This is a genomic window from Prochlorococcus sp. MIT 1303, assembly GCF_001631965.1.
Classification (GTDB): domain Bacteria; phylum Cyanobacteriota; class Cyanobacteriia; order PCC-6307; family Cyanobiaceae; genus Prochlorococcus; species Prochlorococcus marinus_D.
Genome location: NZ_LVHK01000044.1, coordinates 570,370 through 593,011 on the forward strand (window position 1 = coordinate 570,370; position 22,642 = coordinate 593,011).

Genomic DNA, 22,642 nt, shown 5'->3' on the forward strand with positions numbered 1-22,642 from the left:
TTAATGTCTAGGAATTTGCATAGGTTCGCGTAAGTTTTCTGTGTGAACAATATTTCGTAGAAGCTGATGAAGCAGCTTTCGTGACCAAAGGCTTCATCTAGGGCGCCCAAAGTCTGCGCGTAATTACTGCGAATCGAGACTCATTTTGGCAGTTTGTTAACAAGAGATCGAAGGGCTTCTATCTCTTGCGATGGGTCTTTTTGTCCGCGTTTACGCAGTTTCATGCGTTGGCTGGAAATCACTCGTTCAATGGGGTCACGCATCAGAAAAACCGGTCGAACAGGAATCCCGCGTTGCGTAAATTCACGTTTGATTGTCATCAGGGTATTGGCGCTTAGGCATGAATAGGAGGGGGTAATGTCTCCGGTTAGGTTGATATGAGGTTGGCTTAGTAGATTGTAAAAGTAGTCGTAATAGCGCCCAGTATCCTTGAAGAAGCGTTGGCGACGCCAAGTGCGTGGCTTGAGCCATGAACCTTGTTGTTGTCTGTAGCGGACTAGCTTTGGCACAGTTAATGCATCGTGGATGTGATATTCCTTGCAGAAGCCAAAATTTGCATCAGCTCGGTTATGTAGCTGTAGATGGAGCCACGACGTGCCGGCTTTTTGCGAGCCAACCCCGAGAAGGAAGACCCCTTGTTGTGTCGTCGAGCTTGTTTTAGTCATTGCGGTCCTTCCAGCCTTTCTTGCGCAGTTGATGCCATTGACCACGGGCTTTTAGTAGGCGTTCTGCGAGTTCTCGTACGGCACCATGCCCCCCACGGCGCTGGAGTACGGCATCGGCTTGGGATCGAAGGGGACGACAGGCATCCGCAGGGGCTAGCAAGAGCTTGACCAGAGGGCGCACGATGAGGTCATTGAGGTCGTCGCCGACAAATGCGGTATTTAATTGCGAAAGGTTGAGCTGTTGCTGGAGTTCTGCGAGTGCGGCGGTTTTGTCTTTGATGCCAACTAAACAGTGCTGAATGCCGAGCTGGTTTGCGCGCGCCTCGGTCGCTCCTCCTTTGCCACCACTCAGCAATGCCAGTATCAGGCCTTCTTGTTGGAGCAGTCGTAGTCCCAGTCCATCGCGCACATCAAATCGCTTTTGCAGTTCGCCGTGAGCATCAAGCCATAGTCCACCATCGGTAAGGACTCCATCAACATCCATCACCAGTAGATCGATGGAAGCTAATGCCTTCCACTGCAGTCGCCATTGCAGCTCTCGGTTCCAGTAACGGGGGTGGGTTCGAGAGATCAGGGTGCTGCCGCTCATGTCAGCCCTGCTTGAATCAGATCATGAAGCCGTAGTAGTCCGAGCAACAGATTGCCTGAGCTGTCAGGGCCTACGACGGGCAGTACTGAGATGGGTTTGCGACGGTTGCATTCCATCTGCTTGATCGCTTCGACTGCGAGGAGATCAGCGTTCACGGTGATTGGATCGGCTGTCATAAGGTCTGCAGCACTGAGGCTGGCCCAATTCTCGGCACTGTGATCACGCAGGGCGCGGCGTAGATCACCATCGGTAATGAGGCCCAGTAGCAGTCCGGCGGTGGAGGGGTCTTCCACCCAGCCGCTACCAATACCATCTTGGGTCAGCTTGCAGATCACTTCTTGCAGACTGGTGTTGGGTTGTAGTGGTTGGACCTTTGCAACTGGCACCATTAGGTCCGAAGCGGTGAGGGTCAGCTGTTTGCCGAGCGAACCGGCTGGGTGGTTGAACGCGAAGTCTGCAGGTGAGATGTTGCGACGTTCCATCCATATGGCAGCAAGGGCATCACCGATCGCCATAGCCACCGCTGTGCTGGCGGTGGGGGCAAGATTCAACGGACACACTTCTCGATCAACACTTGCTTCAAGCACCACGTCACTACCGCGAGCAAGCGATGAGTCGGGCTTTCCAACCAGAGCGATGCGAGCGGTGCCACGTCGTTTGAGGTGGGGAAGTACTTCTAACAGTTCAGCAGTCTCACCGCTGTTGGAGAGCAGTAGGCAGACGTCCTCTTGGGCGACCACTCCCAGATCGCCATGCATTGCATCGAGGGGGTTTAGGTAAAGGGCCATCAGGCCGATAGAGGAAAAGGTGGCAGCGATTTTGCGTGCAACGATGCCGCTTTTGCCTACGCCGGTGATCACCAATTTGGCGCGTTGATCACCACAGCGTTCAAGCAAGACCAATGCCTTTTCTACCTGGCTGCTGCTCAGTCGTTCGGCAGCGACGGCGATGGCGGCAGCCTCTTCCTGCAGGCAGCGGGTGAGGGCAGACAAACTGTAAGTTCGTGATGATGCGGTAATTCTCCTGCATACCACCGCCATGGAGAGTCTGGTGAAGCCAGAGCCTGGATTCGATGGACCAGGTTTGCCAATGGGTTTGTTGGCGGTACTGCAGCAAGTTGCGTCAGAGGTTGGGATTAAACGCCTTGCCTTGGTGGGTGGTGCGGTTCGAGATGGCTTGTTGCATCGGGTTCATTTTGATCCCTGGCGAGGTTTGCCTGATCTTGATCTGGTGGTAGAGGGTTCAGCGGTGGTTTTAGCTAAGGCGCTTCGCCGTCATTTAGGGCCAGAGCATTTGCCGCAGCTGCGTGTGCATGGGGCTTACGGAACGGTGGAACTTGTGGTTGATGGGGTCTTGCTTGATTTAGCTACTGCTCGGCAAGAAACCTATGCATCTCCTGGACAAAACCCGCAGGTCACGGAGGGTCATCTCGAAGAAGACCTAGCCCGAAGGGACTTCACGGTGAATGCCATGGCTTTGGAGTTGCCAGGGATGACCTTGTTGGATCCCCATGATGGCTGGGCGGCTTTAGCCATGCGTCAGCTGGTTTTTTTACACTCAAACAGTGTCGAGGATGATCCGACGCGAGTCGTGCGAGGGGCCCGTTATGCGGCCCGGCTTGGTTTTGTATTGGCGCCTGAGGCTCTTGCTCAGGTGCGCTCCACTCTTCAATCCTGGCCTTGGGCTTGGCGTCCTGGCGAAGCGCCGAAGCTGGCACCGCCAGCCCTTTCCACGCGGTTGCGGATGGAGCTGGAGTTGTTATTGGAAAGGGAGCCTTGGCAGAAGGCAGTGGCTCACTTGCAGGACTGGGGAGCTCTGGTGTTACTTGATGAGGGCCTTCAGGCTGATCAAAACTGGCATCGTCGAATGCGCTGGGCCTGGCGTTTGGAGCTGCCGTTGCTGACAGCATTGGTGGCCGGAGCTGCGGATCCTCTGGCTATGGCAGAACGCTTGCAGTTGCCACAATTGCAGCAAAGGTTGTTGGCGGAAGCGGCCGAATTGCAGATTTTGTTGGCTTCGCTAGAGGTCGCTGAGAGTTTGTCGACGTGGTCGCCCGCTCGCTGGTGCGAAACCCTGGAGGGCAATGGTTGGCAGCCAGAGGCGGTTGCACTTTGCGTTTGCTTGGGTGTACCGATGTGGCGACCCTTGCTGCGTTGGTGGGGGCGGTGGCGGCAGGTGAAGTCTCCTGTATCGGCAAAGGCTTTGATTGATCAGGGCTGGCGACCCGGTCCGGCTTTGGGGGCCGAATTACAGCGGCTCAGGCTGGAGCTGATCGATCAGCAGGTGACGTTGAGGTGATGTTGTTCTGGCGGCGCTTTGGGCTGGGAGTAGTGGTCATCCTGGTCTGAGTGGCATTTGCCTTAAAGGCTCTTTTGTTGGTGGATGTCACCAGCTTGTGGAGTGATGAGCTTTACAGCGTTGGCAAGAGTGTTCAGCCGAGTTTCAGGGATCTGTTGGCAATGCTCCGTAATGACACCCATCCGCCTGTTTATTACAGCCTGCTCTGGTTCTGGGGTCAGAGCGTTGGTCAGAACGCTGTGACGTTGCGATTGCTTTCCTGGTTGGCCTATGGGCTTGGTGGAATCGTGATGGTGTTTCAGGCAGGCGCCTTGGCTTAGGCGCGAGGGGTGACGCGGGGTCGGAGTTTGTGCCTTGCGGCATTGCTGGCTTTTTGCAGTCCTTATCCGGTGCGTTTTGCGATCGAAGGCAAGAGTTATGCCCTTTTGGTGTTGTTTGTGGGACTTGCTTGGTGGTGGCGGCGTCGGCTTTTGCAGTCAGTGGGATCAAGCACTGTTTTTGCAAGAGATCTTCTGTTGTATGGCATCACGGTTTGCCTGGCAGCACTCACCCATTTCTATGGCCTTTTTTTATTTGCGGCGGCGGCGGCTTGGGATCTATGGCAGCAGCGCTGGCGGCTGGGTGGCATAGCCACACTGGCTTTGCTTCCTGCTTTGGTTTGGATTGCTTACGCGGCTGCTTATCTTTTTCGTGATTCCACGGGTGGCTGGTTGGCCCATCCAGGTTTCGCTCTGCTTGAGGAGACCTTGGCAAGGGCCCTTGGTCCTTGGCCCTTCCCGAAAATTGGCTTGTTTGTCTTGCTGATGCTGGCTTTGCGACGATGGGGTCGACTGTCTGCTGGTGATGATGGTGATGAAGGCCATAGAAGGGATTTACAGCCAGTTGTAGTTGCTGGTTCTCTTGTGGATCAGAGCGGTTTGATTCCATCCGCGTTGATGCTTCTGGCAGTAGTGGCCGTGTCATTTGTGAAGCCATTGGCTTTTAGCCGCTACTTCGTGGTGCTGGTGCCGGCGGTTCTGCCTTTGATTGCGGTGAAGTTGGGGGGGCTTCGACTCAACCTCCGAGGTAGTGCCTTAGCGCTTGTCGCTTTGACGGCCCTAACTGTTTTGTGGTGGCAGCAGAGCTATATAGGGCTTCACCCTGGGCTCGGCAGTGCCGGTGGTAGAGAACAAGACAATTTCCGTGCGATTAGCCAATCACTAGCCGGCCAACTGGAGCGCTATGGACGGAGGGCGAGGTTACTTAACTTGAGTGATCATATGGAAGTTGCCGCGGGTCGGATGCTTAGCAATCCAATGCCTTGGGGGGATGATGCTGCGCTGCAGAAACGACTCGATCAACCACCTTTGCCATCGGTTACCTGGCTTGCGAGTAGTGGTCCTGACCAATCAATGCGTCGTCGTCTCAAGCCTCTGATCAAGAGAGCTGAACAAGGTGGGTATACATGTCGGGAGGATGGCCCACAGATTGAGTACACGCGCGTGTTGCGTTGCACGCTGATGACGTCCAGTGTTGGTGACTCTCAGTAGTCAACTTCAATTGAATGAGCAGCAACCACTACATCCGCTGAACCTGGCCGATGCGTTGCCAAGGCCCATCCCTGAGAAGTTCTGAGGCGATCTTGGTTGAACAGGCCAGGAGTAATGGGCCGCAGGTTTGTGGATCCACCATGAGTTCGAGCAGTGCCTGGTGGTTTTCACTGCCTGGTGTTACATCGTTCAGTGCGATTTCGATCGGTGCGGCTTCGCCGTTGATGCTTGGATTGAGCAAGTGCCAGTTGCGGCGATTGGCTGGGGCCAGGGTGCTCGAATAGCCAGCTTTGAGTAGCGGTAGAGCACCCTGCAGGGAGGGAATGGCGTCGGCTTCGAGGAGGAGACGTAGAGGTTGTAGCCCTGCTCTATGGCGTTGGTGATTGCTTGCACTGAGCATTTCACCGAGATGGCCCAGTAGTCCGAAGCCGGTGATGTCGGTACATGCATGAATGGTTTGCATTCCTGTATGTCTCTCTTCAAGGCTGCGCAGCGCTGTCAGGATGTTGTGCTGGCTGATTGTCATCTGCGCAAGTGCAGCGTCGAGATCCTCTGGGTGAGCTTCTCCTGCCATGGCTGCAGCAAAGATCACGCCGCTGCCTATGGGGCGGCTGAGCAGCAGGACATCTCCCGATTGCAGCTTGCCTTTGCTCCAAGGCACACGCCCAGAAGCCACCTTGCCGTTAACGCTAAGGGTGAGCTGGATTCCAAGATTGATTAGTTGGGGCGGAATGCTGCGGGCTTCGAGGGTATGTCCTCCAATTAATTTGGCGCCTTGTGGTTCGAGGGTTGATTGGATTCCTTTGAGCGTTTGGACCAACAACTCTTGTTGAAGTTCAGAGGACACCTTGGGCAGGGTGATGACAGCCTGTGCAGAGATCACATGCGCACCACTGGCCCAAAGATCTGAGCAGGCATGCAGTGTGGTTAAGCGCCCATTAAGCCAGGGGTCGCTGATCAGTGCAGGGAAACCATCGACACTTTGCAGCAAGCTGTCGCCTGAGGATGTGCTGGCAATCAAGGCAGCGTCCTCAGGTTGTTGCCCAAGAGCTCCTAGGCCTGCCTGCTTTAGGGCATCATTTAACGGTTTCTCAGCCAATTTGGCTGCGCAACCTCGGCAAGCCATGCTCTCCTGTCGCTTCAGAACTTCGCTCATGCTTGGGAGTTCGTTAAAGCTCCCCATGAAGCGCCGATCGATAGCTTCTTTCCAGTACCAAAGCCAGGGATGGGGCCCGATGATCAGGTTGCCCCAAAAAGCCCAGGCGGTGAATCTCCCTGAGGTCAGCTGACCTCCCAGTATTTGCAAGGCAAGCTGTTGTGGCTGCCATGGACGGGTGGGTTGTCTACGGCTGAGCCGCTCTAGGTTTTGGGCAAGAGGCTTTGCGGCTTGCACGGCCCATACCCCTGCGGCTGGCCGCTGGGCCTTATCAATCACCGCACAGTCGCCGACGGCGAAGCAGTGGGGATGGTTGATGACTTGAAGTGTCTTAGTGGTGCGAACACGTCCAAAGGGATCCACGGGAAAGCCACTGGTAGCAAGCCAAGCGGGGGCTTGGCTGCCAGTGCAGAGCAGGGCGGGGCCACTCAAGGGGGTTCCGCTTGGCACTACTACGATTGCGGCCCTGGAGAGGGCTTGTTTTAGAGCTGGTCTGGGTTGCCCATGATGCGCTTGCAGATTTAAAGGGCGCTTGGGCCAGCGTTGACGAAGGGCGAGCGCCACTTCTACTCCCGCCAGGCCAGCCCCGATCACCGTCAGTGGCGTGGAATCATTGAGCAACACCTGACTGTCTTGCTGTTCAAGCCATGCCAGGGCAGGCTCCAAAGGCTTGATTGGCATTGCCAGTGCAGCCTGGCTTCGTTCAAGGTAAGGGCCCTTGTTGAAGGTTTCGGCGCCCACATCGAAACTAATTCGTTGGAAATGTATGGGAGGACGCTTGGCGAGGAGCAGGCGATTGTGGTGGGCCTCCACTGCTGTGATTTCGGCAATGATGAGTGCTACGCCAGCTTGGTCGGTGAGGCGACGGAGGTCGATCGCGATTTCACTGTGTCTGTAATGACCGGCAATGAGACCAGGCACCATGCCGGAGTAGAGGGTGGTGCTGTGGCGGTTGATCAGGGTGATCAGTCCTGCAGGTCGGAGTTGGGGACGCATGGCCCAGCGACGCAGCATCAGGGCATGGCTATGCCCCCCCCCGGCCAGAACGAGGTGATCAGCCGTCATGGTTTATCAGCGCAGCATGGAGTTGAGGCTTGGCATTGCGTTGGCAGTTGAACGTGTTGCCTGTGGCGAGATGTTCAACGACCACCCACCTTGAGCACCGTTTTAATTGTGCGTAGCAGGATCATGAGATCTAGCCAGCTACTGAAGTATTTGAGGTAATAGAGGTCGTAAGAGAGTTTGAGCTCTGAATCCTCAACACTTGCGGCATAGGGGGCGCATACCTGGGCCCAGCCGCTTAATCCCGGGCGCATCCAGTGGCGCTTGCGGTAGTGGGGAATGCTTTCTTCCAGTTCATGTTCTATTTCAGGACGTTCAGGTCGCGGTCCAATCAGGCTCATGTCACCACGAAGCACGTTGATGAGCTGAGGGAGTTCATCGAGGCGCGAGCGCCGCAGCCAGTTGCCTATTCGGGTGATGCGTGGGTCGCCCGGCATTGTCCAGCTGATGGGTGCATGAGGTGGTAGCACTTTCATCGTGCGGAGTTTCAGAACCATGAATGGCTGGCCTAACCAGCCGCTGCGTTCCTGGATGTAAAAGATCGGACCGCGATCTTCTAACCAGATCAGCAGGGCCGCTGGCAGCAGAAATAGCGGTGTTGTCACCGCCAACAGCAGCATTGCTAATACCACATCTGCTACTCGCTTGAGTTGGCGTTGAGGGCTGAACAACATGCTCCAGGGAATTTCGGAATAGCTCAGCCAGGCTTCGGGAAGCAGCTTTGGAGGCAGTCGTTCGAGTTGTCGCTCTGCAAGGGCAAGAGGTGTTGTCAGGTTGCATTCGCGGGGGTCGCGTTGCTCCAATCTTTCCAGTAATTTTTTGTAATCAGCTTTATGCCTCAGGTTGGGTGATACCGCTATCACTAATGGCCCTCGTTGTTTTGCTACCTCTGCAGCAGGTAGCCATTTGGGCATGAGTCGTGTGGGTGTTTTTCGCCAGGCTTGAAGGGTCTGATCTGCTTCCGTTTTGGAGGATAGAAGGATCAGCTTGGGCTCTTCAGGCTGAAGTCTCCCCTTGCGCAGACTGACTCGCACCAGGAGTGACCACAGTGTTGTTGGTAGCAGCCATGACATCTGGGTGCTGCGGTACACCAGCCAGATGTCTAGTGGTGGATTGATCACCCAGCGCAGGATCGCCACCAGCATCAATGTGGTCAGTAGGCAAAGCCCAAGGCGTTGGATCAGTGTCCAGCGGGGCAGACGGCGCCAGCTCAGCAGGGTGTATGTGCCCAATAGCCAGCCCAGTAGTAAATAGGCCGTGATTGTCGTCACCATCCAGCCAAGCTGTCCCGTTAGCGGTTGTGACCAGATGTTTGATAATCCAGCCAGGACTCCCACTAGGCCAAGCAGATCTAGGCCTACACAAGTCAGCAAGTTGCGGCGAGGATCGCGCCAGGACAAGGGCATCACAGCGACTTGGTGACCCTAGAGCTGGCCTGGCTATGTGTTGGTCTTGGGGAACAACAATGGTTTCATTGTTGTTTCTAGCTGTAGCCCTGTGGATTGGCCTTCTGCCAATTCCAACTGTCGCGGCACATGTCTGACAGGCTGCGCTGCGTGTACCATCCCAACCGCTCGGCGGCCAGGCTTGGATCTGCGACGCTACAAGCGGCATCTCCAGCGCGGCGCTGGTTAATGCTGTATGGAACGGGTTGGCCGCTTGCCTTTTCAAAGGCCTGCACAACTTCAAACACCGAGTGGCCTTTGCCACTGCCGAGATTAAGAGTGAGGAGTTGCGGTTCCTCTCGTTGCAGGACCTCCAGTGCAGCTCGGTGTCCTTCAGCTAAGTCCATCACATGGATGTAGTCGCGCACAGCACTCCCATCGGGTGTAGGCCAATCGGCTCCAAATACTTGGAGTTCCGCTCGCCGGCCTACTGCTACTTGGCTCACAAAAGGGAAAAGGTTGTTGGGTGTTCCCTTGGGATCTTCGCCGATGCAGCCGCTGGGGTGGGCTCCAACTGGATTGAAATAGCGCAATCGGGCAATGCGCCAACCAGGTTCGCTGCAGGCCAGGTCATCTAGCAACTGCTCCACCGCTGCCTTGCTTTGACCATATGGATTGATCGGTTGCACCCTAGTCGTTTCAGGGATTGGGATTTGCTCGGGATAGCCATAGAGCGTTGCACTGCTGCTGAAAACAATCGTGCGGCAGTTATGCCGTTGCATGGCTTCCAGTAGGCAGCGGCTGCCAGCCACATTCACATCCCAGTATTTCAGTGGCAACTGAACTGATTCATGAACTGCCTTGAGCCCGGCGAAGTGCACCACAGCCGCGATGCCGTTTTCCATTGAGTTGAAAGCGCGATCTAGATCGTTGCTATTGCGGATATCGCCATCCAATACGAGCATTCGCTCTTGAGCGGCCACTCCAGCAAGTTCGGCTACCCTTTTTGAGGCAATAGCTGAGCTATTGGAAAAGTTGTCGAGTATCACCAGCCTGTGGCCGGCTTCCAGAAGCACAAGGCAGGTGTGACTGCCAATGAACCCGGCACCACCCGTGATCAACAACTCGGCCATCGCAAATTAAATGACTTAGGCAGTCAGGCTAGGAGCTGTACCTGTTCCATTTCATAAGACTCTTGAAATGATCAGCTGACCAGAGCAGCGATTGCAGAGTCTGCGGGGCATCGTCGCCCCCCTTTCGTTGTGATAGTGAGCTGTCCTTCAATGTTCAGAGCCTTAGTCGTCAAGGCAGCAGCTCAACCCTGAACTCCATCAAAGACTTCGAAGGTTTCGGGACCTCGCTGAAGTCATGAGCTGAAACTTGGCTGAGCTGGTGTGCGAGCGAATCAATCCTTCTCTATCGATGAATGAACAAACTCTTGCCTAGCGATGCTCAATTGCAGCGCCGGTCAGTTATTGATTTGGTATTGCAGCATTTCGTTGGCAGCATCAAATAAACCAGATTGATGGCTTCGAGTCACCATCGCCTACTTCCGAGAGCTTTTCGACTCGTGATCAGCTATTTGCGCATCAATCGTTTGCCTCTGGGATTGAGCTTTATTCAATTGCTTGTTGGCGTGGTCTTTCGCTGGTGTTCTTTTAGGACCTCATTGGTACCGCAATGGCCAGGACTCCGCCATTGGTGAATACAGCAGCAGAGGCCACCACCATTAGTCAGTTGTTGAGATCAGTGAACGCATCATTGTCTATCAGGATTCTTCTTTGAGCGGTACTTTCCATCGGCGTCCTGCTCAGGGCTTTTTGGGCGTAGGGGGCTCAAGGTGGTGCCATTCCATGTTGATTTCAAGGCTTGCTGGGCTTGGGCAGATCGCTTGTGGCTTGATCCGTTGTGGTGGTTGCCAGCGGCCGGCAGCCTCGCCAATAGTTCAGGGGCATTGCGCAACTTGTTTGGTTGCCTCGTTTGTCGAGCTTGGTGATCACTGGCCCGGCAGACTGCCTATTGGTTGTTGGTGAAGAGTGACTCAGCTGCAGAGCCTGCGAGGAATGGTGGATCTATTGCCGGAACAGACGAGGTGCTGGCAGGCGGTAGAAAGCGTTGCGCGAGATCACTTTCGCAGAGCAGGGTTGCAGGAAATTCGCACGCCTCTTCTGGAAGTGACTGAACTCTTCGCACGTGGCATTGGTGAAGCGACGGATGTTGTTGGAAAGGAGATGTATACCTTTGTTGATCGGGGTGATCGATCCTGCACCCTTCGGCCGGAGGGAACCGCTTCTGTTGTGCGTGCTGCTCTACAGCACGGCTTGTTGAGTCAGGGGCCACAGCGTCTTTGGTATGGCGGTCCAATGTTTCGCTATGAGCGACCTCAGGCTGGTCGGCAACGACAGTTTTATCAGATTGGTGTGGAGTATCTCGGGGTTGGCAGTCCTCGTAGTGATGCTGAAGTCATTGGGTTGGCCTGGGCACTTCTGGTCGACTTGGGCGTGCAAGGCCTTGTTCTGGAGATCAATAGCCTCGGCACCCTTCAGGATCGACAGAAGTATCGAGAGGAGCTTGTGGTGTGGCTAGAAGCCCGCAGTGACCAGCTTGATGACGATTCACGCAAGCGTTTGTATACCAACCCACTGCGTATCCTTGATAGTAAAAACCCTGCAATAAGTGAATTGTTGCAGGATGCTCCCACGCTTTTTGAGGCGCTCAGCGTGGAGAGTAAGCACCGCTTTGAGGAGGTTCAGGTCCACTTGGAGGCTCTCCAAATCCCTTTCCAATTCAATCCTCGTCTTGTGCGCGGCCTTGACTACTACGGCCATACCGCTTTTGAGATCACTAGTGATCAGCTTGGGGCCCAGGCCACAGTCTGTGGAGGAGGACGATATGACGGGTTGGTTGAGCAGTTAGGGGGGGCACCCACTCCCGCTTTTGGTTGGGCTTTTGGTATGGAGCGGTTGATGCTTTTGCTTGAGGCTGCGGCGAGTATTAATCCAAATGGATCAGCTGCTCGCTTAACGGCTTCCACGAGGCCGGATCTTTATGTGGTGAATCGGGGAGAGCAGGCGGAACGAGTCGCCCTGGTCATTGCCCATCAGCTACGGGCTGCCGGGCTCGTGGTGGAGCTGGATAGTTCTGCAGCTGCCTTTAATAAGCAGTTCAAGCGTGCCGGTCGCAGTAGGGCTACCTGGGCCTTGGTGATTGGGGATGATGAGGTCGAGCGGGGCGAGGGACGCCTTAAGTATTTGCAGGAGGCAACAACTCAAGCCAATCCGACTCCCATCGATCAACTCCATCGACTCGACGATGTCACTGGTCTTGTGCGTTTGGTTCGAGAATGACTTCGTATAACTTTCTTCCCAGGCTGAGGTTCCACTTAATCTTTTGCCATGACTGAGCAGGTCTCTCCCCTCATCTTTTGTTGAACTCGCTGTTGACAACGCTATGACTGCCTTTCCGATCCGCAACATCTGTTGCATTGGTGCGGGTTACGTAGGCGGTCCGACTATGGCGGTGATTGCCGATCGCTGTCCACAGATACAGGTGAACGTGGTGGACCTCAATGAGGCCCGCATTGCTGCTTGGAATGACCTTGATCTCAGCAAACTACCTGTGTATGAGCCTGGGTTGGATGCGGTGGTCGACCGGGCTCGCGGGCGCAATCTCACTTTCTCTACGCAGGTGGACGCTGCGATTGCTGCTGCTGACATGGTGTTCATTTCGGTGAATACTCCAACCAAAACAAAAGGGCTGGGGGCCGGTCAGGCCAGTGATCTGCGTTGGGTGGAAGCTTGCGCTCGTCAGGTCGCTCAATCTGCGCAGGGTCACACGATTGTGGTTGAGAAGAGCACGCTGCCAGTGCGAACCGCTGAAGTTGTGCGTTCGATTCTTGAGGCAGCTCAGCGGCAGGCGGTTGATGGAGAGCTACCGATCAGTTTTTCTGTGTTGTCCAACCCAGAGTTCCTTGCCGAGGGCACGGCGATTCGTGATTTGGAGTCGCCGGACCGTGTGTTGATCGGTGGTGAAAACCCCGTTGCCATTCAGTCTTTGGCAGAGATTTATGGCCATTGGGTGCCAGTTGAGAAAATTCTGCTTACCAATCTTTGGAGCAGTGAGCTCTCCAAGCTCACTGCCAATGCGTTTCTTGCTCAGCGCATCAGTTCCATTAACTCAGTGGCGGCTCTTTGCGAACGCACTGGTGCGGATGTGCGTGAGGTGGCGCGCGCTATTGGGAGCGATTCTCGCATTGGCTCCAAGTTCCTTCAAGCTGGGCCTGGGTTTGGTGGGAGTTGTTTTCAGAAAGACATCCTCAATCTGGTTTATCTCTGTCGTCATTTTGGTTTGCCGGATGTGGCGGACTATTGGGAAAACGTGGTAGCTCTCAATACTTGGCAGCAGCACCGCATTTCTCGTTTGGTGGTTCAAAAGCTTTTTGGAACGGTTACAGGTAAGCGGCTGGCACTGCTCGGCTTTGCTTTTAAGGCAGACACCAACGACACCCGAGAAGCGCCGGCGATTCGTATTGCACATGATCTGCTGGAGGAGGGTGCTCAGCTGGCTATTTATGATCCGAAGGTGGATCCGCAACAGATTGCGTTTGATTTGCAGCTGGCGGCTAGTTCCCCGCCAGATGTCCAGGCAGGCCCTACCCGTGCCGCTCTTAGCGGCGAAGGAACCTGGTGGTCCGGCACTAGCGTTGCCGATACAGTCGCTGGTGCTGATGCTGCGCTGATCTTGACGGAGTGGCATGAGTTTAGACAGCTTGATTGGGCCGCCTTGGCCCCTTGGATGCGTCAACCTGCCTGGGTGTTTGATGCTCGCGCTGTTGTCGATCCAGAAGCTGTGAAATCGTCTGGTTTGATGCTTTGGCGAGTTGGAGATGGTGCTGTATGAGTCGATGCGTTGTTGTTAGCGGTGCTGCAGGATTCATTGGTGCTGCCCTCGTGCAGAGGCTGTTAGCCCAGGGTGACCGTGTCATTGGCATTGACAACCTGAATGACTACTACGATCCGTCTTTGAAGCGGGCACGACTTGCTCAGATTGAAGCGGCTTCCCTTAAAGCGTCTTGGACTTTTTATCCAATAGCCTTGGAAGATGGTGCAGGCATAGAGGAACTGTTTAAGGCTGAGAAGCCTCAGGTGGTCGTTAATTTGGCGGCTCAGGCAGGTGTTCGCTACTCATTGGAGAATCCTGCGGCCTACATTCAGGCCAATTTGGTGGGCTTCGGTCACATCCTTGAGGGATGTCGTCATCATGGAGTGCAGCACTTGGTGTATGCCTCCAGTAGCTCGGTATATGGTGGCAATCGCAACTTGCCTTTTCACGAGCAACAGCCTGTGAACCATCCGGTGAGTCTCTATGCAGCCACCAAGAAGGCCAACGAATTGATGGCTCATACCTATAGCCATTTGTATGGGTTGCCTGCTACAGGATTGCGTTTTTTTACTGTGTACGGACCTTGGGGCCGCCCGGACATGGCTCCGATGCTCTTCGCCAAGGCGATTCTTGCTGGCGAGCCCATCAAGGTGTTCAATTACGGCAAGATGCAGCGTGATTTCACCTATATCGACGATATCGTTGAAGGGCTACTTCGTTGTTGCGACCAGCCTGCTACCGCAAATTTAGGCTTCGATCCGCGGAACCCTGATCCAGCCACCGCTGCTGTACCCCACCGTATTTTCAATATTGGTAATAGCCATCCCATTGAGTTGATGCATTTTATTGAGCTCTTGGAGAAGTCTCTCGGGAGGGAAGCGGTGAAGGACTTCCAGCCGATGCAACCTGGTGATGTGATGGCCACCGCTGCCGATACATCTGCTCTTGAGGCCTGGGTGAATTTTCGGCCGTCGACCCCAATCGCAGAGGGGGTGGAGTGCTTCTCTCAGTGGTATCGAAGCTTTTATGAGGTTTGATCGATAGCTTGACATGCATGTGCATGTAGGCGTTAACGCACCATCGCCGCAACATTTCCGCCGTCTACTGTCAGTAATGCACCAGTGGTTCGTGGCATTAAGGCTAATGCTACGAAAGCATTCGCCACATCACTTGCTCGGACTTCTGCACCGAGCAAGTTCCCACCCATGTAGTTAGCTTCGCTGATGCCGCGTGCTTCCGCTCGTTCTCGAATCATTGCCTGATCGAGCAGGCCGGAGCGAATCCGATCTGCATTGATGGCGTTACAGCGAATGCTTGAGGGCCCTTCTTCCAGGGCGTATTGCTTCATAAGTGCCAGCAATGCCGCTTTTGCAATTCCGTAGGCTCCAAAACCAGGGCCTGGGTTTAGCGCTTGCTTGCTGATATTGAAGAGCAGCTGTCCGCCTAAGGATTTGCTGGTTTCTGTCGTTCTATTGCCCTGGGCTCGAAACAGGCGAACTGCAGCTTGTGCAACGTGCTGGTGAGCAAATAGGTTGAGCTCGAAGCTTGCTCGCAACTTGGATTCTGGAAGAGTGGCAATGTCTCCGCTCCAAGCCGCCCCAGCATTGGATACCACGATGTCTAAGCCCCCGAAGCAAGCGGCAATTGTCGTGAATGCATCATGAACCTCAGCAGCATTGGTGAGGTCGCACTTCAGTCCGAGAGCGCTTGCGCCACATTCTTTGGCAGTCGTTGTTGCTGCTTCACCATTCTTGTCAAGTACGACAACTTGTGCACCTTGCTTGGCGAAGGCAAGGGCGATCGCTGCACCAATTCCACCACCACCACCAGTGACTAAGACAACATGGCGTGCCAGTGGTGCTTCTTTGCCCTTGCCGAGCTTTGCTTGTTCGAGACTCCAGTACTCCATCTCGAAGGTATCTGCCTCGTTGACTGGTTGAAAACGTCCCACTGATTCAGCTGCCATCAGTGTGGCGGCCCAGGCTTCACCAATATCTGCGGTGACATTGGCTTCGGCTGTTGAACGGCCTAGGCCAACGAGGCCAAGTTCAGGGATTGCGATCAGCCTTGGTAGTGGATCGAGGTGTTGTTTATGGCTTCCAACGCGAGCATTCTGACGCTCGAAGTAATCCTGATATGAGTGGATGTATTTCTCCAATGCCAGTTTTGCTGAGTGGAGCCATTCCTCCAGCACTGGGCAGGATTCAATCGCTTCATCTCCTTGGAGTTGTGGAGGCTTTTTGAGAATGAGCGGCCAGGGTTTGGTTCGGATTACGTGGTCGGGGGTAGCGACTCCACGGCGAGACCAGTCTTGGAGGTGAATGTCGTTTACTAGTTGGAGTGCCAGTGGGGTTGAGCGCAACTCCATAAGCCAACGTTGGGGAGCGTTATGCACAGCTGCGGATTGAGCCAGGGCACCACGTAACAGTGGGAGCAGAATTGCAGCGATGTTTTTTTTAGGAGCTGGATTGGTTGGTGGTGGTAGGCAAAGCGTTGGGGTTTCCCCAAGACGCTCTTCCGCCTCACGCACCAAGTTGATCATTCGCTCGTAGCTTTGTTGTGCTGTGGCAGCAAACGAAAATAAGCCGTGCTTGAGAAGCACCATCCCTTCAAGTTCAACTCCCGCTTTAGCTGCTTCTACTTCTGCTTGTTCGTAGGCTTTGATGGCGGCCAACGCTAGTTGGAAGCCCGGCATGACATAGGGAACAATCGCGACACGTCGACCGTAGAGTTCACGGCAGATCTGTTCGGCATCTGGTTGATCTGCAAGGGCTAAAACAGCTACTGCGTGGGTGTGATCGACGAATTTGCTTGGTAAGAACGCGTGTAGTAGTGCTTCAACCGAAGGGTTTGGTGACGATGGATCGATCAGGTTGCTGCGTTGAGCTGCAACCATGTCTTCGTCGCTAAGTGCAGATAGATCTCTTAAGGCCTGCAGGTTCTCCAATCGCACAGCAGGATGGCCGGCCGGCTCGATGGTTGATAGGTCCCAGCCCGAGCCCTTCACGCACAACACTGGTATGTGATCGCCAAACAATCCTGTGCAGCTGGTTTTAACCGAGGTGTTGCCTCCGCCATGCAGCACCAGCTGGGGATCGGAGCCGAGCAGACGGGCTGTGTAAGTGCGGAGAGCCAGATCTTCAGAGACGTCCTGCGCGGCGTAAGACTTGATGGCAGCTTGTGCCTCGGCATCCGACCAGCGGTTTTGGCACGTCATTGATTGGTGCGTATCGACGGGAACGTTACTGCAGTCGCGCTGAAGTTCCTCTATTTTCTCCTTTGCTGATGTTTAAGGGTCAAAGCTTTATTAGGCAGTTCGTTGAGATGTTGCCATGCCAAGAATCATAATTCCTTGGCATGAAGTGTTGACTGAAGAGATTCTCAGCCAGATGGCTGAACTTTTCCTTATTGGTTATTTTGCATATGCTTTTTCGTGTGGGCTTTGTAGATGACAAAAGATGTTGACATAAAAGTTCTGAAGCCTAGGGTGCTTAGTCTTTTGAATGATTGTGGGGCCATATATAGCAGAATCAATGTTGGCCATTCCTATCAAATAGAGGAGCCTTCTGTTGATTATTTTTGAGCTCTAGATCTAATCAATCATTTTGATTCTGGTGTTGGAAAGATGTAAAATTGAGGAATAAAAGCTTGCTATGTGCAATGCCATGCCTTTTTGAAAAGCATTTAATATCGACGAAGATTTGCTTCTTTTGCATGGGTTCCAGTCAAGCCTTAGGGAGTGGAAATGCAAGGATTTCCCTTGTGGTTGAGTGTGTAAGCTGAGTCGATCTTAGTGGTTTCAATTCATCTCATGTTTGGCATCTATGGATAGTGAAGATTGTTCTCTGATTAAAGACGACCTTGAGTTTGATTAGTCATTGGCCAATCTTTCCGTAGTGATATTTTTGCATTCATTGGTTTTGATTTCTAATCATTGCAGTAAAGCTCCATGAGACCCGTCTCGCTTGCTGCCGCGACTCCGCGTTCGGTGATTAGGGCCGTTACGAGGCGCGCAGGGGTTACATCAAAAGCAGGGTTGAATCCTTCGCTTTGATTGGGAGTGAGTTGCACGCTGGTGATTTGGTTGTTGCTAGAAGCGTTGTTGTTTCGTCCTTGGATGTGGGTCACTTCCATCGCCGAGCGGGTTTCGATAGGGATGTCTGCGACCCCATCCGAGATTGACCAGTCGATTGTTGAGGCGGGTAGGGCCACATAAAAGGGCACGCCGTTGTCTAGGGCCGCTAAGGCCTTGAGATAGGTGCCGATTTTGTTGCACACGTCACCGCTGCGTGTGGTTCGGTCGCTACCTACGACGACTGCGTCAACATATCCTTGCTGCATAAGGTGCCCACCCGCGTTATCCACGATCACGGTATGGGGTACACCTTCACGACCTAGCTCGTAGGCAGTGAGGCTCGCGCCCTGGTTGCGGGGGCGTGTCTCGTCAACCCATACATGAATGTTTAGGCCGGCCCGGTGGGCCTTGTAAATCGGTGCCAGCGCGGTCCCCCAATCAACGGTGGCTAGCCAGCCAGCATTGCAGTGGGTGAGTACTTGTATGGGCTCTTGTTGTCGCACGCTTGGTCTGCCTGCAGCAAGCTTTTGGATGATTGCTAAGCCATGGTTGCCGATGGCCTCACACATGGCCACGTCCTCCTCGGCAATGAGGGCAGCCTCGGCTCTGGCGGCCTCTGCCCGCTTAGCTGGTTGAAGCGGTTTTACTTTGTCTCGGATTCGTTTGAGGGCCCAGCGCAGATTGACTGCTGTTGGCCGGGTGGCATTGAGTTGCTTAAAGGCCGCCTCTAGGGCGTCATCGCTGGGGTCTTCTTGTAGGGCCAGCATTAATCCATAGGCTCCGGTGACTCCGATCAATGGAGCCCCACGCACCACCATGGTGCGAATTGCGGCTGCGGCCTCTTGGCAGTTGCTGAGCTTGAGGGTGCTGAACTTGTGGGGCAGTTGGGTTTGATCGATCACGCCGACTGAATGCCCATCTTTTTCAAGCCAGATGGTGCGCCAGGCTGTGTCATCAATGTTCATGACATTTCACCATTTCGATGATCCTGGGCAGTGTTGATCGAGTCGATGTTATGCCTGGGCAGATCCTAATTCTTAAAGCGGTCAGGTTGCATGGCTCATTCATCCTGGTGCAATCGCCCATTGCGATATTTGGCTACTAATACATTGAGCCTTGCTGCGAGCAAGGCTTCTGCATTGAAGTCATAGTTGAAGATTAGCTCAAGTGTGGCTTGTTGATTATTGCTAGGCCCAGTAGCCTCTTGGGCTGAATAAAAGCATTAGGCCTGGTCTAACCTTTGCCTAGGTTATGGCTTCTTGCATTTATGAGTTGACTCTTTTTTAAATTAACCTTATCAAGATAAGCCTTGCCTTCAGGTTTTAAATATTTTTTAAGCCAGTTGGGATTTGTTCTGGTTCAACTCAATGCAGTGGATCAAGGTGGCTCTTTAGATGCTTGCCCGCTTGAATCATTTAATTGTTATTTCACGTGGGTGCATGCATCTTGATCGTAAACACTTTGTAAGTCATCTCAGGGATTTATGGATTCTTTCTGCTGGAGACCTTGGCTAGTTGATTTTTTGAAGGTTGAATAAATACTTGCTAATTAAACTCATGACTTGATCTGATGCTTCGGCTATCAGTTGTTTGTATGAAGCCCTTGAAGACTATAAGTATTGATCGAGTTATTGACGGGCTATGCTATTTAAAGCTGAAAGACGTTAATTGAATCGCCTCACAACTTCTCCTCTCGAAGGCGCTCGTTTGGGAGTTTTGGGAGGAAGTGGTCTCTATGCCATCGAAGGCCTTGAGAACATTCAAGAATTGGAGATTGATACTCCCTTTGGAAAGCCTTCGGATGCTTTTCGACTCGGCAACCTTGACGGTATGGAGGTGGTGTTTCTTGCTCGCCATGGACGTAATCACACTTTTTTGCCTACGGAAGTTCCCTATCGAGCGAATATTTGGGCGATGCGTTCGCTTGGTGTGCGTTGGATCCTTTCACCTTCAGCAGTTGGTTCATTGCAGGAACAGGTGCGCCCCTTAGACATGGTGGTACCTGATCAATTCATTGATCGGACTCATCAGCGACCACTGACTTTTTTTGGAGATGGGGCGGTGGCTCATGTGGCAATGGCTGATCCTTTTTGCCTCACGCTTTCTCGCTTATTGGCGGATGTTGGCGAAAGCCTGATGCCGGATGGACGCCAATTGCATCGTAGTGGTACCTATCTGGCGATGGAAGGTCCTGCCTTCTCCACGCGAGCCGAATCGAAGCTTTATAGGAGTTGGGGCTGCATGGTGATCGGAATGACCAATCACACTGAGGCTCGCCTCGCTCGGGAAGCAGAGATTGCCTATGCTTCTTTATCAATGGTTACTGATTACGATTGTTGGCATGGTCACCATGACAGCGTGACTGTAGAGATGGTGCTTGCAAATCTGAGGGCCAATGCACAGGTGGCCACAAAGATCGTTCGTGCAACAGCCAAAAAGGTTGCAGATATTCGTCCCATCAGCACAGCTCACAATGCTTTGGAAGATGCTTTGCTAACCGCCAAAAAGCATGTAACTGACTCAACCCGCCGTAAACTTGACCTGTTTACAAGGCCTTACTGGGGCGAGTTTGGCGGTCGTTGATGGTCAGTTTTTGTTTTTAGAAGATCTAACTCTGCATGTAAATCCCTACCCTGCTAGGTAGGGTTTACACACAGAATCTTGACTCTAAATTAAGCTGAACCGACTCCAGTGAAGGAGCCGAAGAAGAAGAGCCCTAGGACTGAGAGGACAGCCATGCCGCCAACGGTTGCCACTAACCATAGGGGTAGGGATCCTTCTGTCCAACGGCGTTCCCATGAAACGGCTGGAGTGCCGTCTGGAAGACGGTCAGGTATGCGTCCGTCAGGGCCTTTAAGTTTCGTACTCATGCTTCAGATCCCTTAGTTGAAGAAGTAGCTGGTAAACAGCACGGCAGTAACAAAAACCAGCAAAAGCCCTAGGTAAAGGCTGGTGCGGTTCAGTTCTGCCGGCAGGTTGTTCGGGTTTGGGTTTTGCTCCATGGTTTGGGAGTGGGATCAGCGACGGATGAGCTGCATGGCGGTTATGGCGCCAAGGAAAAACACTGTGGGTACACCCAGGACGTGTACAGCAAGCCAACGCACCGTGAAAATCGGATAGACACGGACGTTGAGAGCTTGAAGCGGTGCAGAAGAAGATTGAGCCATGGCTTATTGCAGGCGCAGGTCGAGTTGGGATTTGGCTTCGTAGCGTTGGCTAACGACAGGAGCCTTACTTTCGCTTGCCTGGAAATAGGCATCAGGGCGAGGTGTGCCGAATGTGTCATAGGCAAGGCCCGTGGACACAAACAGGTAGCCGGCGAGGAAGATCGACGGCAGGGTAACGGCGTGGATCACCCAGTAGCGGATGCTAGTGACGATCTCGAAAAAAGGGCGTTCCCCGGTGGAGCCAGCAGCCATGGCCTCAGGCGTATCAGCTTTTAGATCCTATAAGGCTGAGCCTCAACACTGCGTCTGGTGAACGGCATGGTTACAGAGCGTTGCTCATTTGGCTGAAGGTCAAGCCTTACCCCACCCAGCGCAGAAGGTGCCCCCGTTCCCCAAGAACAAACCCTTTGGCTTGGCTTTCAGAGCTGGTGTCGAACAGGATCCTGATCAAGTTCGAGGGTTGTGTGTCTCCCATGGGATCGATCTGCCAGCTTTTTCCGTCATCCAGAGTCTTAATAAGCGTTCCGTTGCCGCCTGCTGCCCAGATGCCCCCGTTGGGATCCCAGGACAGATCCAGATAGTTGTAGCCATTGGTAATTGGAATCATCGCTTTCCCCCAGCTGTCGACGTTTCCGGGTTGATCGTTTAGGCGGATCTCGGCGCCCCTGGCCACCATCCATAGTTCACCGTTGGGTTGATAACCCAGGCTCTGCACCCGCTTGCTGCTCACCCTCTCATGGTTTTGCCAAACATCCTGGCCTATATCCAAGGTGGAGAAGAAATTGCCGAGACTGCTCACGCTCACGTAATTGCCAGCTGCACTGCGCCTGAGATCGCGCACTGCACCAGCCGCTTCACTCACAGTTGCTTGCCAGGTGGTGCCACCATCGCTTGTGCGATAGATGGCACCTGCGTTGGTGGCAAGCTCAGCATTATTGGGACCTAGGTTGGTAATCAGATATGGATCCCCTGGGAGTTTGTTTTCAAGCTTCAGGCGTGACCAGTTCTTGCCTGCGTCAGTGCTGTGCATCACCAGCCCTGGCTGCCCAGCGATCCAACCCTCATCGCCGTTGAAATCGATACTGATGAGCCGGAAGTTTTCATCCTCTTCAAGATCCAAGCTGCGCTTCTTCCAGCTGACACCGCCATCATTGGATTCCATGATTAAGCGGTTGGTACCAACAACGAAGCCGTGCTTGGCGTCAGAGAAACTGATGTCCAGCGGATTGGACTCAGTGTTCAACTCCAAGGGTTGCCATGGGCTGGTGCTGGCGACCGGAAGCCGGCTGGTGACGCATCCACTGAGGCCGATCCCGATGGCCGCAATCAGCAGAAGGTTGAAAAGGTTCGAGAACAGGCGGCTCATGGGAGGGATGCGTTAACGCAGCGAGTAGAGGGAGAGGAAGAAGGCGAAGGCCAGTGCCAGGCCTCCAAAGATCAGGACATTCTTTTGCCCGGGTGTTAAGCGGTTGACGCCGATGCCGTAGTTGAGGTTTTGGTCAAAGCCGCTAGGTGCACTGCGAGGACCGATGTTTTTGAAGGCGTCGATGCGGGCACGGCATACGGGGCAGCGAAAGTTGGTTGGATCGAGATCCTTGAAAGCTGTTCCGGAAGTGATGCCAAGCTTCTTTACTCCTTCTTCTGGGTCATAGACGTAACCGCAACTGCGGCACTCAAAGCGATGGGTGAGCTCATCGTTGTCGGACTCTGCTGAGGCGATGGTTTCTGTGGCCATACCATCAACGTCAGTTTGAGCAACTGATTCGGCTTCTGTCGAGTCTTCGGCAGGTGTGGTTTTGTCGCTCACAGCTGCACTGTCAGGTGGGCTAACTCTAT

General features: G+C 53.8%; 22 protein-coding genes. 7 read left to right on the forward strand and 15 right to left on the reverse strand.

What is annotated here, in order from left to right; all coding sequences use genetic code 11:
* Window positions 1-140: 140 nt before the first annotated feature.
* Genes PMIT1303_RS14140 through PMIT1303_RS11845 form a run of 3 tightly spaced genes read right to left on the reverse strand, consistent with a single transcriptional unit; the run spans window position 141 to window position 2,294 of the window.
* On the reverse strand, window positions 141-665 hold the full coding sequence (locus PMIT1303_RS14140; RefSeq protein ID WP_231901491.1) for a hypothetical protein: 525 nt from the start codon (window positions 663-665) through the stop codon (window positions 141-143).
* Window positions 658-1,254, reverse strand: coding sequence for an HAD family hydrolase (locus PMIT1303_RS11840; protein WP_063398848.1), 597 nt, complete (start codon window positions 1,252-1,254; stop codon window positions 658-660). Before PMIT1303_RS11840 ends, PMIT1303_RS14140 begins: the two co-directional genes overlap by 8 nt.
* Window positions 1,251-2,294 carry an SIS domain-containing protein gene (locus PMIT1303_RS11845; protein ID WP_063398849.1) on the reverse strand — a complete coding sequence of 348 codons (1,044 nt, stop codon included), beginning with the start codon at window positions 2,292-2,294 and terminating at the stop codon, window positions 1,251-1,253. The genes PMIT1303_RS11840 and PMIT1303_RS11845 overlap by 4 nt, the downstream gene beginning before the upstream one ends.
* Here PMIT1303_RS11845 and PMIT1303_RS11850 point away from each other — a divergent pair.
* Genes PMIT1303_RS11850 through PMIT1303_RS11855 form a run of 3 tightly spaced genes read left to right on the forward strand, consistent with a single transcriptional unit; the run spans window position 2,293 to window position 5,081 of the window.
* Window positions 2,293-3,552 carry a CCA tRNA nucleotidyltransferase gene (locus PMIT1303_RS11850; RefSeq protein WP_063398850.1) on the forward strand — a complete coding sequence of 420 codons (1,260 nt, stop codon included), beginning with the start codon at window positions 2,293-2,295 and terminating at the stop codon, window positions 3,550-3,552. The two genes, PMIT1303_RS11845 and PMIT1303_RS11850, sit on opposite strands and share 2 nt — an antisense overlap.
* A gap of 50 nt (window positions 3,553-3,602) precedes the next feature.
* On the forward strand, window positions 3,603-3,872 hold the full coding sequence (locus PMIT1303_RS14145) for a hypothetical protein (RefSeq protein WP_231901493.1): 270 nt from the start codon (window positions 3,603-3,605) through the stop codon (window positions 3,870-3,872).
* Between the two features lie 9 nt (window positions 3,873-3,881).
* On the forward strand, window positions 3,882-5,081 hold the full coding sequence (locus PMIT1303_RS11855; RefSeq protein ID WP_231901495.1) for a hypothetical protein: 1,200 nt from the start codon (window positions 3,882-3,884) through the stop codon (window positions 5,079-5,081).
* 28 nt (window positions 5,082-5,109) lie between these two features.
* On the opposite strand, the gene selD is transcribed toward PMIT1303_RS11855, so the two are convergent.
* From selD to PMIT1303_RS13605, 4 genes are all read right to left on the reverse strand, one after another.
* The gene (gene selD, locus PMIT1303_RS11860) at window positions 5,110-7,302 is read right to left on the reverse strand and encodes a selenide, water dikinase SelD (protein WP_063398851.1); all 2,193 of its coding nucleotides are present in this window, start codon (window positions 7,300-7,302) and stop codon (window positions 5,110-5,112) included.
* A 74-nt stretch (window positions 7,303-7,376) separates the two neighbouring features.
* Complete coding sequence (locus tag PMIT1303_RS11865; protein ID WP_063398852.1) at window positions 7,377-8,708, reverse strand: sugar transferase; 1,332 nt, start codon at window positions 8,706-8,708, stop codon at window positions 7,377-7,379.
* 74 nt (window positions 8,709-8,782) lie between these two features.
* Window positions 8,783-9,817, reverse strand: coding sequence for a UDP-glucose 4-epimerase GalE (galE, locus tag PMIT1303_RS11870; RefSeq protein WP_063398853.1), 1,035 nt, complete (start codon window positions 9,815-9,817; stop codon window positions 8,783-8,785).
* A 625-nt stretch (window positions 9,818-10,442) separates the two neighbouring features.
* Window positions 10,443-10,646: a hypothetical protein gene (locus PMIT1303_RS13605; RefSeq protein WP_156487023.1), complete on the reverse strand. Its 204-nt coding sequence runs from the start codon at window positions 10,644-10,646 to the stop codon at window positions 10,443-10,445.
* Between the two features lie 74 nt (window positions 10,647-10,720).
* On the opposite strand from PMIT1303_RS13605, the gene hisS reads away from it, so the two are divergent.
* The 3 genes from hisS to PMIT1303_RS11890 all read left to right on the forward strand — a co-directional run bounded on the left by hisS (window position 10,721) and on the right by PMIT1303_RS11890 (window position 14,602).
* The gene (gene hisS / locus PMIT1303_RS11880) at window positions 10,721-12,031 is read left to right on the forward strand and encodes a histidine--tRNA ligase (RefSeq protein WP_063398855.1); all 1,311 of its coding nucleotides are present in this window, start codon (window positions 10,721-10,723) and stop codon (window positions 12,029-12,031) included.
* A gap of 103 nt (window positions 12,032-12,134) precedes the next feature.
* Window positions 12,135-13,583, forward strand: a complete 1,449-nt coding sequence (locus PMIT1303_RS11885; protein WP_063398856.1) for a nucleotide sugar dehydrogenase — start codon at window positions 12,135-12,137, stop codon at window positions 13,581-13,583.
* Window positions 13,580-14,602 (forward strand): NAD-dependent epimerase, encoded by a 1,023-nt coding sequence (locus PMIT1303_RS11890; RefSeq protein ID WP_063398857.1) that lies wholly within the window; start codon window positions 13,580-13,582, stop codon window positions 14,600-14,602. The genes PMIT1303_RS11885 and PMIT1303_RS11890 overlap by 4 nt, the downstream gene beginning before the upstream one ends.
* 32 nt (window positions 14,603-14,634) lie before the next feature.
* On the opposite strand, the gene PMIT1303_RS11895 is transcribed toward PMIT1303_RS11890, so the two are convergent.
* The gene (locus tag PMIT1303_RS11895) at window positions 14,635-16,782 is read right to left on the reverse strand and encodes a bifunctional aldolase/short-chain dehydrogenase (protein ID WP_063398858.1); all 2,148 of its coding nucleotides are present in this window, start codon (window positions 16,780-16,782) and stop codon (window positions 14,635-14,637) included.
* Window positions 16,783-17,492: 710 nt separating this feature from the next.
* Window positions 17,493-18,605, reverse strand: coding sequence for an S-methyl-5-thioribose-1-phosphate isomerase (gene mtnA / locus PMIT1303_RS11900; RefSeq protein ID WP_063398859.1), 1,113 nt, complete (start codon window positions 18,603-18,605; stop codon window positions 17,493-17,495).
* Window positions 18,606-19,307: 702 nt separating this feature from the next.
* Here mtnA and mtnP point away from each other — a divergent pair.
* The gene (gene mtnP / locus PMIT1303_RS11905; protein WP_063398860.1) at window positions 19,308-20,222 is read left to right on the forward strand and encodes an S-methyl-5'-thioadenosine phosphorylase; all 915 of its coding nucleotides are present in this window, start codon (window positions 19,308-19,310) and stop codon (window positions 20,220-20,222) included.
* Between the two features lie 89 nt (window positions 20,223-20,311).
* Here mtnP and PMIT1303_RS11910 read toward each other — a convergent pair whose 3' ends face one another.
* The 6 genes from PMIT1303_RS11910 to PMIT1303_RS11930 form a co-directional block, all read right to left on the reverse strand.
* Window positions 20,312-20,509: a photosystem II reaction center protein J gene (locus PMIT1303_RS11910; RefSeq protein WP_011827107.1), complete on the reverse strand. Its 198-nt coding sequence runs from the start codon at window positions 20,507-20,509 to the stop codon at window positions 20,312-20,314.
* Between the two features lie 12 nt (window positions 20,510-20,521).
* Window positions 20,522-20,641 carry a photosystem II reaction center protein L gene (locus PMIT1303_RS11915; RefSeq protein ID WP_011131264.1) on the reverse strand — a complete coding sequence of 40 codons (120 nt, stop codon included), beginning with the start codon at window positions 20,639-20,641 and terminating at the stop codon, window positions 20,522-20,524.
* 15 nt (window positions 20,642-20,656) lie between these two features.
* On the reverse strand, window positions 20,657-20,806 hold the full coding sequence (gene psbF / locus PMIT1303_RS12995) for a cytochrome b559 subunit beta (protein ID WP_011131263.1): 150 nt from the start codon (window positions 20,804-20,806) through the stop codon (window positions 20,657-20,659).
* 3 nt (window positions 20,807-20,809) lie between these two features.
* Window positions 20,810-21,058 (reverse strand): cytochrome b559 subunit alpha, encoded by a 249-nt coding sequence (gene psbE / locus PMIT1303_RS11920; protein WP_011131262.1) that lies wholly within the window; start codon window positions 21,056-21,058, stop codon window positions 20,810-20,812.
* A gap of 106 nt (window positions 21,059-21,164) precedes the next feature.
* On the reverse strand, window positions 21,165-22,172 hold the full coding sequence (locus PMIT1303_RS11925; RefSeq protein WP_063398861.1) for a photosynthesis system II assembly factor Ycf48: 1,008 nt from the start codon (window positions 22,170-22,172) through the stop codon (window positions 21,165-21,167).
* 12 nt (window positions 22,173-22,184) lie between these two features.
* Window positions 22,185-22,613 (reverse strand): rubredoxin, encoded by a 429-nt coding sequence (locus tag PMIT1303_RS11930; RefSeq protein ID WP_063398862.1) that lies wholly within the window; start codon window positions 22,611-22,613, stop codon window positions 22,185-22,187.
* Window positions 22,614-22,642: the final 29 nt, after the last annotated feature.